Raw genomic sequence first — 13,255 nt, 5'->3', positions numbered from 1 at the left:
GGGTGTCGGACCTCCCCCGCAAGGCGCTGAGCCGGACCGCGAAGCTCGCCAGCCTGCCGCTCGGTGCCGCCGGCCGGGCCACGGTCGGGCTCGGCAAGCGGATCGGCGGTGCGCCGGCCGAGACCGTGATCGCGGAGTTCCAGCGCCGGACCGCCGACCAACTGTTCGCCGTACTGGGTGAGCTCAAGGGCGGCGCGATGAAGTTCGGGCAGATGCTGAGCCTGATGGAGTCGGCGATGCCGGAGGAGCTCGCGGCGCCGTACCGGGCGACGCTGACCAAACTGCAGGACTCCGCCCCGCCGATGCCGGCCTCGACCGTGCACACGATCCTGTCGCGGGAGCTGGGCAGGCGCTGGCGGGACCGGTTCGAGGAGTTCGACGATCTGCCCGCGGCGGCCGCGTCGATCGGCCAGGTGCATCGCGGTACGCTCAAGGACGGCCGCGAGGTCGCGATCAAGCTGCAGTACCCGGGCGCCGCCGAGGCCCTCCGCGCGGACCTGCGCCAGCTCGGCCGCTTCGCCCGGACTTTTGGCAGCCTGGTCCCCGGCCTCGACATGAAGCCGCTCGTCGCCGAGCTGCAGGAGCGGATCGGCGAAGAGCTCGACTACGACCGCGAGGCGCAGGCGCAGCAGCAGTACGCCGACGCGTTCAAGGACCACCCGGAGTTCGTCGTACCCCGGGTCATCAAGCACTCCCCATCGGTCATCGTGTCCGAGTGGATCGAAGGCCGGCCGCTGTCGTCGATCATCAGCGACGGCACCAGGAAGGAGCGCAACGAGATCGGGCTGAAGTACGCCCGGTTCATGTTCAGCGGTCCCAAGTACGCCGGTCTGCTGCACTCCGACCCACACCCCGGGAACTACCGGGTGATGCCTGACGGACGGCTCGGCGTGGTCGACTTCGGGCTCTGCGCACGGCTGCCGGACGGTCTGCCACCGGCCATCGGGCGGCTGCTGCGGATCTCGCTGGACGGCGACGGCATCGCCGTACGGGACGGGCTCAAGGCCGAGGGGTTCATCAAGCCGCGGATGGAGATCGATCCGGATCAGCTGATGGACTACCTGGCGCCCTTCGCGGAGCCGGCCCGGGAAGAGACGTTTCAGTTCAGCCGGGCCTGGATGCGCGCGCAGGCGAACCGGACCAGTGACTTCCGGTCGCCGAACGCGTCGCTGGCGCTCAAGATGAACCTGCCGCCGTCGTACCTGCTCATCCACCGCGTCTGGATCGGTGGCATGGCAGTGCTGTCGCAACTGGAGGCCAAGGCGCCATTCCGCTCTGTCCTGGACGAGCTACTGCCGGGCTTCACAGAGGACTAGCCGAGCGGAGCGTGCGGGCCAGCAGGACCGCGACGACCGTCAGAGCGACGGCAGCGATGGCTGCGGCCACGTGGAGTCCGTCAGTGAAGGCGTCACGGGCCGCGTCCAGTACGTCGGCCGGCGCCTCAGCGAGCGAGCTGCCGCCCTGCCCGTGCATCTGGCTGCGGTACGTCGCTGTGACCACACTGCCCAGTACGGCGATCCCCAGCGAGTAGCCGAACTCGTTACTCGTCTGCGTGAGCGCACCGGCGGCACCAGCCTTCTCCGGCGGCACCGAGCCGATCACCAGGTTCGTGCCCAGCGTCACCAGCGGGGCGGGGCCGACGCACTGGACTGCGAAGGCGACCACGAATACGGCGGTCGAGGTGGTCAGAGCCATCACGGTCATCCCAGCGACGGTGAAGGCGATGCCAGCCGGGATCAGTACGCCGGGACGGACCCGATGGGCCAGCCGCGGCGCCACCTGAAAGGCCACGGTGGTGGTGATCATGCCAGGCACGAGTGCGATGCCGGTGGCCAGCGGCGTCATGCCCCGCACCAGCTGGAAGTACTGCGCGACGAACACCATCACCCCACCGGACAGCATCGAGAAGGACAGCATGCTGCCGAGCGTCACGCTGAACGTCCGGCGAGTGAAGAGCCGTACGTCGACCAGCGGGTCGGCCAGGCGACGCTGACGCCGTACGAAGATCCAACCGAAGGCAACGCCCCCGACCAGAGCGGCGAACGCCTGAGGACTGGCACCGTGTGAGGCCAGCTGCTTCAGCCCGTGGATGGCCGGCAGGATCGCAGCCAGCGACAGCACCACACTCGGTACGTCGATCCGGCCTGCCTTCTCGTCGCGGTACTCCGGCAGCAGGAATGGCCCCACCGCCAGCAGCACAGCCATCGCCGGTACGCCGATCAGGAATGCCGAGCCCCACCAGAAGTGCTCCAGCAGGACGCCTCCCGTGATTGGACCGACCACGGCGCCGACAGTGAAGCAGCCCGCCCAGACGCCGAGTGCCTTGGCACGCTGCCGGGTGTCCGGGAAGAGGGTGGAGATCAGCGACAGCGTGCACGGCGCGATCGCCGCACCCGCGACCCCAAGCACGGCCCGGGCACCAATCAGCATGCCTGGACTGACCGAGTACGCCGCCACGATCGACGCCGCACCGAAGACAGCAGCGGCCACCAGCAACAGCCGACGCCGGCCCAGACGGTCACCCAGGTTGCCCATGGTGATCATCAGTCCGGCGACCATGAACCCGTAGACGTCCAGGATCCACAGCTGCTGGCTACCGGTCGCGCCGAGGGCCTCGGTGACCGCCGGAACGGCCAGCAGCATCACGAACAGGTCCAGTGACACCAGTAGCGTGGCGAGGCACAGCACGCCCAGCCCGATCCACTGGCGGCGACTGGTCGCCACGTCCGCGCTCTCGGTGAGTGTCATGATCCGGGTCCTTCCGCTGGAGTGCCTTTACTCCTGCGTCGGCCGGATCACCGCCGGATCGACATCCGGCTCAGAATTCTCTACCAGTAGACGGAGTCCAGCTTCCCCTCGATGTTGCGGACGTTCTCCCGGGCGCAGCGGTCGCAGTACAGCAGCTTCCGGCCATTCTCCACGGACGTCACCCAGGTCAGCGGCGCTTCTTCGGTCTCCGCCTGCTGACCACACAACCCACAGGTCGCTCTCACCATGCGCATCAGTGTGCACCTCCCCCACGCCGGTACCCCTGCCGGCCTATCTCCTGCTGTCGCCGAGGAAACGTCGTACCTCGGCGTTGAACTCTTCCGGTGCCTCGAGGTTGTTGTAGTGACCCACTCCGGGCAGCACCACGAGTTCCGCACCGGGAATCCTCGCCCAGAGCGTCGCCGCGACCGTGCCGACCGGTGCGCGCTGGTCGCACTCACCCCACAGCAACAGCGTGGGTACGTCGATCGTGGGCAGCACCGCGCTGAGGTCGGCCTCGGCGAACGCGGTCAACATCATCAGCGAGCCGGCCGGACGGCTCTCCGCCATCATCGTGCGGATCAGCTGGGTCGCCTCGGCCGGCACCGGGCCGGCGAAGAAGCTGGGCAGGTAGCCGTCCATCCACTCTGCCGGCGGCCGCTCAGCTTCGGCGCGGATCCGCCGTACCCGGGCCTCCACCTCGTCCGGCGGCAGGGAGCCCTTCCAGCCGGCGTACGCCCCTGCCAGGACCAGCGAGCGCACCAGCTCGGGGTGGCGTTGCCACACAGCGATGGCCAGGCCACCGCCCCAGGACAGGCCGCACAGATGCGCCCGCTCGACGCCCAGAGCTGTGACCACCTCGGCCAGCACGTCGGCGTAGTCGGACAGGGTCATCCTGGCCGCGGGGTCCGCCGAGCCGCCGCAGCCCGGTGCATCCCAGGCGATCAGATCGAACCCAGCCAGCCCGGCCAGCTGCCGCTGCCACGCCCGGCCGTCGCTCCAACCCCCGTGGAGCAGCACAGCCGGTTCCCCAGCGCCGGCCCGGTGGTAGGCGATCCGCCGCCCACCGACGTCGACCAGCTCCACCTCTCGAAGCCTCCCCGGCCGGTACCCCCTCGTCCGGCCTATGCTCCTCAGCATGCGCTGGCACATCCACGGAGAGGAAGAGGCCTGGTCAAGTCCGTGGCTGAGCGTACGGCGGCTGGACGTCGAACAGCCCGACGGTGAGCGGGTCGACTACCACGCGATCCGGCTGAGCGACGTGGCGGCGGCGGTCGTCATGGTCGACTCCAGCGTGCTCCTGATGTGGCGGCACCGCTTCCTGACCGACACCTGGGGCTGGGAGCTGCCGATGGGCATCGTCGAGCCCGGCGAGGCTCCGGTCGCTGCCGCCGCACGGGAGGTCGAGGAGGAGACGGGCTGGCGCCCGGGGCCGCTGACGGAGCTCATCCGCTCCCAGCCCGGCGCCGGGATCATGGACTCGACCCACCACGTCTTCCGTACGACGTCCGCGTCGTACGTCGGCCCACCGGTCGAACGCAACGAGTCGGACCGGATCGAGTGGATCCCGCTCCCGGACATCCCCGGCATGATCACCCGGCACGAAATCCTCTCCGGCATCACCCTCCTGGGCCTCCAGCAGACCCTCCTGGCCCAAACCATCTGAGGGCCCGACGACGTGGCGAGGGGCGGCACCCTCGGTGGGTGCCGCCCCTCGGTGTTTCAGCTGGTCAGGCTGTAGGCCTCCGGCCGGAGCCGGTGAGGCCTGGGTGTTTCAGACGAGGCGGGCGAGTGCGAGGCGCGCGCGTGCGCTGGCCCTCTCAGCTCGCCGGCCGGCCCGCTCGGCCTGCTTCTGCGCCCGCTCGATCTGCTGAGCGAGGCGGAAGCGCCGGTTCTGCTCGGCGTCGTGCAGTTTGGCCCGACAATGAGCACGGGCGAGATCTTCGTGAAGTAAATGCATCTCAATTCTCCTGTGCGAAGTCTGGTTGGTCATGGTTCGAAGTCTCGATTCGGATCTGGATCGTCAGGCTGCGGTCACGGTGTCGCTCTTACGGGGACGCCCACGGGGCCGCTTGCGCGGAACCACCACACCCTGGACGAACAGTTCGCCGCCCCACACTCCCCACGGCTCGGAACGCTCGAGCGCTCCGGCCAGGCACTCGGCCTTCAGCGGGCAGGTGGTGCAAAGAGACTTTGCATACTCGACGTCCGCCGGCGATTCGGCGAAGAAGAGTTCTGGCGCGTAGGACCGACAGGGCAGGTCCTGCGACGAGGCCACCTCGGTGAAGACATCGAGGAAGCTCACGCTCATTCCGGTCACCTCCCAAGTGACTTTGGTGCTGATCTCTTGTCGTCGGTGACGGTCAACGGTTGATGACCGCCAAAATCAGGGACAAACAAAAGGGCCGCGGGACCCTTTCGGGTTCCGCGGCCTGGAGGTGCCGGCGCTGACGCTTGTCAGACCGGTGGACTCCATGCTCGAGAACCCGAACCGCCGTACTTCACATCGCCGACAGCTCCGCCCTTGAACTGGGCAGCGCCGGAGGCCATGAGCACAACGGTCGCGACGTGCAGACGCGGCGAGGCACCCTGAATCGGGGCGCACGGCAGCGCGACAACGTCGCTGAACGGCTTCTTGACCGTGTTGATGTTCATTCCAGGGCACCTCCTCTCGTTGTGGCGAAGCGGGCGGTTAGCTCGATCGCTATGGTGGTTTGAAGTTTTCGGCCAGGCTTCGACCGCAGAAAGAACAGTACGCCGTCCTCGCCGGAGCCCGCAAACTATTTATCGCCAGTTCGCGAAGTTGGCCGGAAGTTGCCGCCGCGGTGGCCGGAACCAGCTGCCACGACAGGCTTCCAGCACGCTCCGGGACGCCATCCGCACGCTCCGGGATCGTTGCCTCTGTCACCTATATGCCACGTCTGCCGTCGGCAGAATGCGGCACGTCCTCCACCATGCGCCTCGCGGCCCAGGTATGGCAACACCTTTATCCGGTGACTGCCCGTTGGGGAATCAGCGGGTGCAGAGGTTGAGGATGAGCTCGCCGTACTTGGTCAGCTTGGCGTGGCCGATCCCCGGGATCCGGCGCAGCGCCTGCTCGTCGGTCGGCCGGGTCTCAGCGATCGCGGTCAGGGTGGCGTCGGTGAGGATGACGAACGCCGGCATGCGCTCAGCCGAAGCTTGTTCGGTGCGCCAGGCGATCAGAGCGTCGTACAGGTCCTGGTCGATGGAGGACGGGCAGTCCTCGCAGCGGCCGAGTTTGCGGGCGCCGGGGTCGAGCAGGCCGCGGCCGCAGACCCGGCACTTGGGGATGGGCTTGCCAGACCGGGGCGCGCGCGCCTCCGCGGGCGGCCGCTCCCACTCAGTTGACGAGGTGCGCGACGTACGGACACCGATCGGATCCAGGAACCGGGTCGGCCCACGCGTCCCGCGGCCACCCGGCGAGCGCGACATCGACCAGCTAACAAACAGTTGCTCTTTTGCCCGCGTCACGCCGACATAGAACAGCCGCCGCTCCTCCTCCACCTGCGCCGGCGTCTGGGCGTAGCTGATCGGCAGCGTCCCCTCGTGCGCCCCCACAATGAAGACACAGTCCCACTCCAGCCCCTTGGCCGCGTGCAGCGTCGCCAGCGTGACGCCCTCCGCCAGCGGCGCATGCTGAATCGACGCCCGCCGATCCAGCTCCGCCATCAAATCGACCAGCCCGGCCGATGGATGAGCAGCAGCGAAGTCGGAGGTCATCGTCACCAGCGCGCTCAGCGACTCCCACCGATCCCGTACGGCGCCGGTCCCGGTCGGCGGCTCCGGCGTCCACCCGGCTCCGCCCAGCACTCCGGTCACCGTAGAGACCAGATCGTCGGACACGTCACCGGCCTTCGCCTGACCACGCAGCAGTACGGCGGCCTGCCGGATCTCGGCCCGCTCGAAGAACCGCTCGGCGCCCTTCAGCACCGTCGGGATCTTCCGCTCGGCCAGCGCCTGCTCGAAGTTCTCCGACTGCGCATTGGTCCGGAACAGTACGGCGATATCGCGCAACGCCGTCCCGTCATCGCGGAGCCGCGAGATGGCCCGGGCCACCGCATCGGCTTCGGCGACCTCATCGGAGTACTCCCGGTAGGTCGGCGCCGGACCGGCCTCTCGCTGCGACCGCAGTGTCACGCGCCCCGGCAGCCCGGACGGACCGGCCGCGTCGAGGATCTTGTTGGCGACGTCCACGATCTGCGGCGTCGACCGGTAGTCACGGACCAGCTTGATGACCGAGGCCGACGGATGCCGGGAGGCGAAGCGCACCAGGTTCTCCGGGTCGGCGCCGGCCCACGAATAGATGGTCTGCGCCGGGTCCCCGACCACGCACACGTCCTCGCGGCCGCCGAGCCACAGGTCGAGCAGGCTCTGCTGCAACGGGCTGACGTCCTGGTACTCGTCGACGACGAACGTCCGGTACTGCCGGCGGATCTCCGCCGCCACCCGCTCGTCCTCCGCGAGCAGCGCGACCGCGCAGAGCAGCACGTCCTCCAGGTCGATCCGGCCGCGCTCCAGCTTCACGTCTTCGTACGCCGCGAAGATCCGGGCGATGGTGGCCGGGTCGAAAGCCGCCAGCGTGCGGCCCGAGCGAGGGGCCAGCCGGGCGTAATCGTCCGGCCGGACGTTGCTCACCTTGGCCCACTCGACCTCACCGGCGAGGTCGCGCAGCGCAGGCGTGTCCACCCGGACCCGGCAGCGCGACGCCGCTTCGGTGAGCAGCGGGAACTTGCGATCCGCGATCGGTGGCAGCTCCCCGCCGTACACCTTGGGCCAGAACCACTTCGCCTGCCGCAGCGCCGCCGAGTGGAACGTCCTCGCCTGGACGCCCTCGACCCCGAGCTGCGCGAGCCGGCCGCGCATCTCCCCCGCGGCACGCTGGGTGAACGTGACCGCGAGTACGCGCAGTGGGTCGAAGGTCCCAGTCCGGACGCCGTACGCGATCCGGTGGGTGATCGCACGCGTCTTGCCCGTCCCCGCGCCGGCCATCACGACCACCGGCCCGTGCAGCGTCGTCGCCACCGCCCGCTGCTCAGGGTCGAGCGCCTCCAAGAGGCTATCCGCGGATGCGGATCGTGTGAGATCGCTCACGGACGGGGACATTTGGGAAGCGCACCACCTGCGGCATCGTTCGGATACGACGAGAGCAACCCTAGACGGACGGCCGGACAGAAACCGCGCCGGAGCAGAAGGAGCCAGTTGATGGCGGCATTCACGATGTACTCGACCCCCTGGTGCGGCTACTGCCACCGGTTGAAGGGGCAGCTGAAGCGAGCCGGGATCGAGTTCACCGAGGTCGACATCGAGCAGGTCCCGGACGCCGCGGCGCTGGTCGAGAAAATCAACAACGGCAACCAGACGGTCCCGACCGTCGTCTTCCCCGACGGCACCGCGATGACCAACCCCTCCCTCGCCCAGGTCGCCGAGAAGCTCGCCGCCTGACCTGCGCGCGCGGCCGCTTGATCCCTAGCGCCCGAGTTATGGACTCTCGGATGCCGGCTGGTGATCACCAGCTGCCGGTGAGCTCCTCGCCGTACCAGCCCTCGATCAGACGGCGGGAGATGGAGATGTTGCCGGGGAGGGCCATCGTGCCGGCTTCGACCAGGGCACGGAGGTCCTCCCTGGTGAACCAGCGGGCCTCTGCGATCTCGTCGGCGTCGACCTCGATCTCGAAGCCCACCGCCTTCGCGTAGAAGCCGAGCATCAGGCTGGACGGTAGCGGCCACGGCTGACTACCGGCGTACTCGATCTCGGGCCCCACGATCACACCGGTCTCTTCAAGCACCTCACGTCGTACGGCGGCCTCCAGCGACTCACCCGGCTCCACGAAGCCGGCCAGGGTCGAGTACCGGCCCTCAGGCCACGCCTCGTTGCGGCCGAGTAGTGCGCGGTCCTGGTCGTCGGTGACCAGCACAATGATCGCCGGGTCGCTGCGCGGGAAGTGCTTCGCGCCACACGCAGGACAGTCCCGCACATGCCCTGCCTCGACTACCTCGGTGTGCTCACCACAGTTGGCGCAGTGCGTATGCACGCCATGCCAGTTGGACAGACCGACCACGTGGACTGCGATACCGGCCTCACGGTCGTTCAGTACGGCGCCGATCTCACGCAGCCCGGCGTACGACTCGTCTGGCTCCCCATCGACCAGTACGGCGAACACCGCCCGGCCCTCAGCGGTCTGACCGGCTCCTGACTCCCGATCGATCCCCAGAAAGACGCGCGTACCTTCGGGCGCCTCAGAAGACGGCACCAGCTTCAGAGCGGTCCGGTCAGCGGTCACCACCAGTTTGTCCTGGGCCACCACCGCCACCTGCGTGTCCGGCGCGTGCCAGGCCTTCTCCAGCCACTCCTCGTCGCGCCTCCGATCGGCAGCGCGGTCCAGTACGGACCGGGACAGGGCTAGGGAACCAGAAGCGATGGAGTAGGCCACCTCCTCAACATATCCCGGCACCGTGAGCCAGGCGCTGCGCCGAGACCGTGAGAGCATCCCCGCATGAGTATTCACATCGCCGCCGAGAAGGGGCAGATCGCACCGCGCGTCCTGTTTCCCGGCGACCCGCTGCGGGCCAAGTGGATCGCGGAGACCTACCTGGACGACGTGATCTGCTACACCGAGATCCGGAACATGTTCGGGTTCACCGGCACCTACAAGGGTGAGCGGATCTCCGTGCAGGGCTCCGGCATGGGCCAGCCGTCGGCGTCCATCTACGCGCACGAGCTGTTCACGGAGTACGACGTACAGACGCTGATCCGGGTCGGTACGTGCGGAGCGCTGACCGAGTCGGTCCGGGTCCGCGACGTCATCGTGGCGATGTCCGCGAGCACCGACTCGCAGATGAACCGGCTGCGCTTCCACGGCATCGAGTACGCGCCGACGGCCGACTACCAGCTGCTCCGGTCCACTGTGGACGCTGCCGAGGCGGCCGGGCTGAACGTGCACGTCGGCCAGGTGTTCTCCGGCGACCTGTTCTACAACGACCGGCCGGACCTGGTCTCGCGTACGGCGGAGTACGGCGTACTGGGCGTCGAGATGGAGGCGGCCGCGCTCTACACGCTGGCGGCGAAGTTCGGGCGCCGGGCGCTCGGCATCATGACGGTGTCGGACCACCTGATCACCCACGAGGTGACGTCCGCGGAGGAACGGCAGACGACGTTCTCCGAGATGATCACCATCGCTCTCGATGCGGCGATCGAGGTGCCGGTCTGAAGCGCGTCGCCACCGCCCTGGCTACCCTGCTTCTCCTCACTGCCTGCTCGAACAGCTCCAACGGCCCGAACAGCTCCAACGGCTCGGACGGCTCCGACGCCGGCACGCCCGAGGCAAGCAGCACTCCGACGACGACTCCCGCGGTGTTGCCGACCATCAACGCGGCCCAAGTGGTCACCGGCCTCACCAACGCCGGCTACAAGTGCAGCACCGACGTCACCTACGCCACCTGTACGGCGGGAGCCGCATCGGTCTGGGTACTGACCGGAAACCACCCACGGCCACCAGTGGTGTCGCTGCACTCCGCCGGCCCGGCGGAGAAGGCGTCGGCCGCGATCGCCAAGGTCCTGCCGCAGGCACTGGAGATCGCACACATCAACGAGCGCCAGCAGATCACGGACTGGTTCGGCAAGCAGAAGAGCACGGCCTCGGCCCAGCTGACCGCCGGTGACTGGCTGGTGGACTACATCGTCGAGGTGGACACCGACGAGCCCGGCGTACACCTGACGCTGACCGACAAGCTCTGCAAGACGAACTGTCAGGCTGAATAGACGAGTTTCGGCAGGACCTGCTCGACCCTGCCAGTCAGCAGGTCCCGCGCCCCCGCAGGGTCGGCGGCGTAGTTGACGACAGCCTGTTCGAAGAGGCCGTCGACCAGGGCGTAGGCGGTGGGGGCGTCGACGGCCGGTTCGGTGCCGGAGAGGTCGGCGTACCGGGTGAGGATGCGCCAGATCATCTCCTCCAGCAGCTGGTCGATCGCGGCGACGTCTGGCCGTAGCTGCTCCTCGAACATGCTCTGGGCGCGCAGGTCGTACCAGAGCCGGTGCATCGGGGTTTCCTCGACCAGCGTCTGTGCCATCTTGCTCAGGAAGCCGGCCGCCAGCTCTTCCGCGGACCCGGCCGTCTCCACGACTTCGTCGTACCGCTGCGCGCACTTCGTCTTGTAGTAGCGCACGCAGTAGCTGATCAGGTCGACCTTGTCGCGGAAGTAGTAGTGCACGACGCCGTGCGTGAACTCGGAGTTGTTCGCGATCTCGCGCAGGCTGGTCCGCGCGTACCCCAGCTCGCCGAGCGTCTTCAGCGCCGACTCGGCCAGCGCGACCCGGCGGCGCTCAATCTTGTCGATCCCGGAGACCCGGGCTGGCCGGCTCGGCTCCGCCGCGCTCGCTGAGCTCACGCGCACCACCCCACTCTCGCCGGTTCGTTCGCGTCAGAGTACCTCGCCACGGATCAGGCGCATCCGTGGCGAGGAGATTTCTTGACAAGTGTCAAGCAAAGTCTTGACGACTGTCAAAGGAAATATCAGAGTGATTTCCGGTGGTCCCCTTCGAGCAAGGAGCTTCAGATGGGCGGAATCGATCTCACCGGCCGCAAGGCACTCGTCACCGGCGGAGCCCAGGGGCTCGGCGAAGGAATGGCGAAGGCGCTCGCGGCGGCCGGCGCCAAAGTGGTGATCAGCGATCTGCAGAAGGACCTCGGCGAGGCCGTCGCCGACGCACTGGACAGCGAGTACGGCGCCGGCAACGGCTTCGTCGCCCACGACATCACCGACGAGGGCAGCTGGGAGAACGCCGTCGTCGCGGCGAGCGACATCCTCGGCGGGCTGGACATCCTGGTGAACAACGCCGGCGTGGAGATCACCAGCCTGCTCACCGAGGTGACCAGCGACGACATCCGCAAGATGCTCGACGTCAACGTGCTCGGCACCACGCTCGGGCTCAAGTGGGGCCTGCGGACGATGCGCCCCGGCGGGCTGGCCGGGCAGGGCGGTGCGATCGTCAACGTCGCCTCGGTCGCCGCCACCATCGCCTTCCCCGGCATCGCGGTCTACTCCGCGACCAAGTCCGCGGTCGACCGGCTCACCCGGGTCGCGGCGATGGAGTCCGGCAAGCTCGGGTACGGCGTACGCGTCAACTGCATCTACCCCGGCTTGGTGCCGACGGCAATGGGCGCAGGACTGGCGAACGACGTCGCACGGCTCGGCCTGTTCGAGTCCCCCGAGGCAGCAGTCGCCGCAGTGGTCGGGCTGACACCTGCCGGCCGGCTCGGCGAAGTCACCGACATGGCCGACGCAGTCGTCTTCCTCGCGTCGGACGAGGCCCGCTTCATCACCGGCATCGGCCTGCCCGTCGACGGCGGAATGGGGATGTGATGACCAGCAAACCTGTTGTTGTGTACGGCGCCTCTGGCTACACCGGCCGGCTGGTGTGTGAGTACCTCCGCCAGTATCACGTCCCGTTCGTGGCCGCCGGCCGCAGCGAGGACAAGCTGAAGGAGTCGATGGACTCCCACGTGGCCGGGATCGAGACGGCCGACTACGAGGTCGCCGGTGTCGAGCACGACGTCGACGCACTGACCGATCTGTTCAAAGGCGCCTCAGTAGTGCTCAACACGGTCGGACCGTTCAGCGAACTCGGCCCCGCCGCGGTCGAGGCGGCCCTGGCGGCCGGAGCGCACTACACCGACACGACTGGCGAGCAGGACTGGCTGATCACCTGCGACGAGAAGTACGGCGCCGACTTCGCCGCAGCCGGTCTGCTGCTGGCTCCAGGTATCGCGCAGATGTACACCACCGGCGAGATCGCCGCACAGCTCTGCCTGGAGCAGCCCGGCCTGGACACCCTGGACATTGCGGTGTTCTGGGGCGGCAGCCCGACGATCGCGTCGACCCGAACCATCCTGGTCAACGCAGCCACGTCGAAAGCGCACTACCTGGAGCAGAACGCGTACGTCGAGTTTCCCGAGCAGGGCCTTGTGCCGCTGGTGGTGCCCGGGCAACACGAACTCGCGCTGTCGCTGCCCTGGGGTGGTACGTCGCATCCGGTATGGTTCAAGCGTGATCCCAGAGTGGCCAACTGTAAGGCGCAGGGTGGAGTCTTCAACGCCGCACTGATGAACGGCGTACCGCAGATCGTCGCCGCCGCTCTGGAAGCGACCAAGGACATGGCTCCGGACGATCGCAACGCGGCCCTGACCGAGACAGCCCGCCAGGTGATGAACCAGATGCCGCCACGCGAGAACCCACGGGTGAACAAGTCACTGGACTCCGTCCACGCCTCCGGTCCGCTCGGCCGGGCTCACTGCGTCATCCACGGGAACAGCAACTACCAGCAGACCGGTCTGCTGCAGGCGTACGCGGCGTACTCACTGCTGCAGACACCACCGAAGCGAGTCGGCTTCGCCAGTGGCTGCCAGGCATTCGGCCACCGGGAGCTGCTCGGCGTACTGCGCAGCTTCGGCCTGGTGTCCGAACCACAGCTGACAGTGCTGCACTAAGGA

General features: G+C 68.1%; 16 protein-coding genes. 7 read left to right on the top strand and 9 right to left on the bottom strand.

Annotation, left to right across the window (positions count from 1 at the left end; all coding sequences use genetic code 11):
- Positions 1 to 2: 2 nt before the first annotated feature.
- Positions 3 to 1,316, top strand: a complete 1,314-nt coding sequence (locus tag EV646_RS22850; protein WP_132151808.1) for an ABC1 kinase family protein — start codon at positions 3 to 5, stop codon at positions 1,314 to 1,316.
- On the opposite strand, the gene EV646_RS22845 is transcribed toward EV646_RS22850, so the two are convergent.
- From EV646_RS22845 to EV646_RS22840, 3 genes are all read right to left on the bottom strand, one after another.
- Complete coding sequence (locus EV646_RS22845) at positions 1,303 to 2,748, bottom strand: MFS transporter (RefSeq protein ID WP_132151806.1); 1,446 nt, start codon at positions 2,746 to 2,748, stop codon at positions 1,303 to 1,305. The genes EV646_RS22850 and EV646_RS22845 overlap by 14 nt on opposite strands.
- An 80-nt stretch (positions 2,749 to 2,828) precedes the next feature.
- Positions 2,829 to 3,002, bottom strand: coding sequence for a hypothetical protein (locus tag EV646_RS38930; protein WP_158291002.1), 174 nt, complete (start codon positions 3,000 to 3,002; stop codon positions 2,829 to 2,831).
- Between the two features lie 37 nt (positions 3,003 to 3,039).
- Positions 3,040 to 3,834 (bottom strand): alpha/beta fold hydrolase, encoded by a 795-nt coding sequence (locus tag EV646_RS22840; RefSeq protein WP_199237131.1) that lies wholly within the window; start codon positions 3,832 to 3,834, stop codon positions 3,040 to 3,042.
- A gap of 52 nt (positions 3,835 to 3,886) precedes the next feature.
- Here EV646_RS22840 and EV646_RS22835 point away from each other — a divergent pair, with 52 nt between their 5' ends.
- The gene (locus EV646_RS22835) at positions 3,887 to 4,414 is read left to right on the top strand and encodes an NUDIX hydrolase (RefSeq protein WP_132151802.1); all 528 of its coding nucleotides are present in this window, start codon (positions 3,887 to 3,889) and stop codon (positions 4,412 to 4,414) included.
- A gap of 108 nt (positions 4,415 to 4,522) precedes the next feature.
- Here the strand turns inward: EV646_RS22835 and EV646_RS22830 are convergent, their stop codons facing one another.
- From EV646_RS22830 to EV646_RS22815, 4 genes are all read right to left on the bottom strand, one after another.
- Positions 4,523 to 4,708: a hypothetical protein gene (locus tag EV646_RS22830; protein ID WP_132151800.1), complete on the bottom strand. Its 186-nt coding sequence runs from the start codon at positions 4,706 to 4,708 to the stop codon at positions 4,523 to 4,525.
- A gap of 63 nt (positions 4,709 to 4,771) precedes the next feature.
- Positions 4,772 to 5,059 carry a WhiB family transcriptional regulator gene (locus EV646_RS22825; protein ID WP_132151798.1) on the bottom strand — a complete coding sequence of 96 codons (288 nt, stop codon included), beginning with the start codon at positions 5,057 to 5,059 and terminating at the stop codon, positions 4,772 to 4,774.
- Positions 5,060 to 5,205: 146 nt separating this feature from the next.
- Complete coding sequence (locus EV646_RS22820) at positions 5,206 to 5,403, bottom strand: hypothetical protein (protein ID WP_132151796.1); 198 nt, start codon at positions 5,401 to 5,403, stop codon at positions 5,206 to 5,208.
- Positions 5,404 to 5,760: 357 nt separating this feature from the next.
- The gene (locus EV646_RS22815) at positions 5,761 to 7,872 is read right to left on the bottom strand and encodes an ATP-dependent DNA helicase UvrD2 (protein WP_132151794.1); all 2,112 of its coding nucleotides are present in this window, start codon (positions 7,870 to 7,872) and stop codon (positions 5,761 to 5,763) included.
- Positions 7,873 to 7,971: 99 nt separating this feature from the next.
- On the opposite strand from EV646_RS22815, the gene EV646_RS22810 reads away from it, so the two are divergent.
- Entirely contained in the window at positions 7,972 to 8,211 is a 240-nt protein-coding gene (locus EV646_RS22810; protein ID WP_132151792.1) for a mycoredoxin, read from the top strand.
- Between the two features lie 64 nt (positions 8,212 to 8,275).
- Here the strand turns inward: EV646_RS22810 and nudC are convergent, their stop codons facing one another.
- The gene (gene nudC / locus EV646_RS22805; protein ID WP_241996265.1) at positions 8,276 to 9,199 is read right to left on the bottom strand and encodes an NAD(+) diphosphatase; all 924 of its coding nucleotides are present in this window, start codon (positions 9,197 to 9,199) and stop codon (positions 8,276 to 8,278) included.
- A 63-nt stretch (positions 9,200 to 9,262) separates the two neighbouring features.
- Between nudC and deoD the strand changes: the two genes are divergently transcribed.
- Positions 9,263 to 9,976, top strand: coding sequence for a purine-nucleoside phosphorylase (gene deoD / locus EV646_RS22800; protein WP_132151788.1), 714 nt, complete (start codon positions 9,263 to 9,265; stop codon positions 9,974 to 9,976).
- 143 nt (positions 9,977 to 10,119) lie between these two features.
- Positions 10,120 to 10,527: a hypothetical protein gene (locus tag EV646_RS22795; RefSeq protein WP_241996264.1), complete on the top strand. Its 408-nt coding sequence runs from the start codon at positions 10,120 to 10,122 to the stop codon at positions 10,525 to 10,527.
- Here the strand turns inward: EV646_RS22795 and EV646_RS22790 are convergent.
- Positions 10,515 to 11,153, bottom strand: a complete 639-nt coding sequence (locus EV646_RS22790) for a TetR/AcrR family transcriptional regulator (RefSeq protein WP_241996263.1) — start codon at positions 11,151 to 11,153, stop codon at positions 10,515 to 10,517. The genes EV646_RS22795 and EV646_RS22790 overlap by 13 nt on opposite strands.
- Before the next feature lie 168 nt (positions 11,154 to 11,321).
- Between EV646_RS22790 and EV646_RS22785 the strand changes: the two genes are divergently transcribed.
- Entirely contained in the window at positions 11,322 to 12,128 is an 807-nt protein-coding gene (locus EV646_RS22785) for an SDR family NAD(P)-dependent oxidoreductase (RefSeq protein WP_132151784.1), read from the top strand.
- On the top strand, positions 12,128 to 13,252 hold the full coding sequence (locus EV646_RS22780) for a DUF5938 domain-containing protein (RefSeq protein WP_199237130.1): 1,125 nt from the start codon (positions 12,128 to 12,130) through the stop codon (positions 13,250 to 13,252). Before EV646_RS22785 ends, EV646_RS22780 begins: the two co-directional genes overlap by 1 nt.
- Positions 13,253 to 13,255: the final 3 nt, after the last annotated feature.

The sequence above is a fragment of the Kribbella antiqua genome (assembly GCF_004345665.1).
In the GTDB taxonomy this organism is placed as follows: domain Bacteria; phylum Actinomycetota; class Actinomycetes; order Propionibacteriales; family Kribbellaceae; genus Kribbella; species Kribbella antiqua.
The sequence above is the reverse complement of the archived record's forward strand: the minus strand, read 5'-3'. Positions and strand labels throughout refer to the sequence as shown.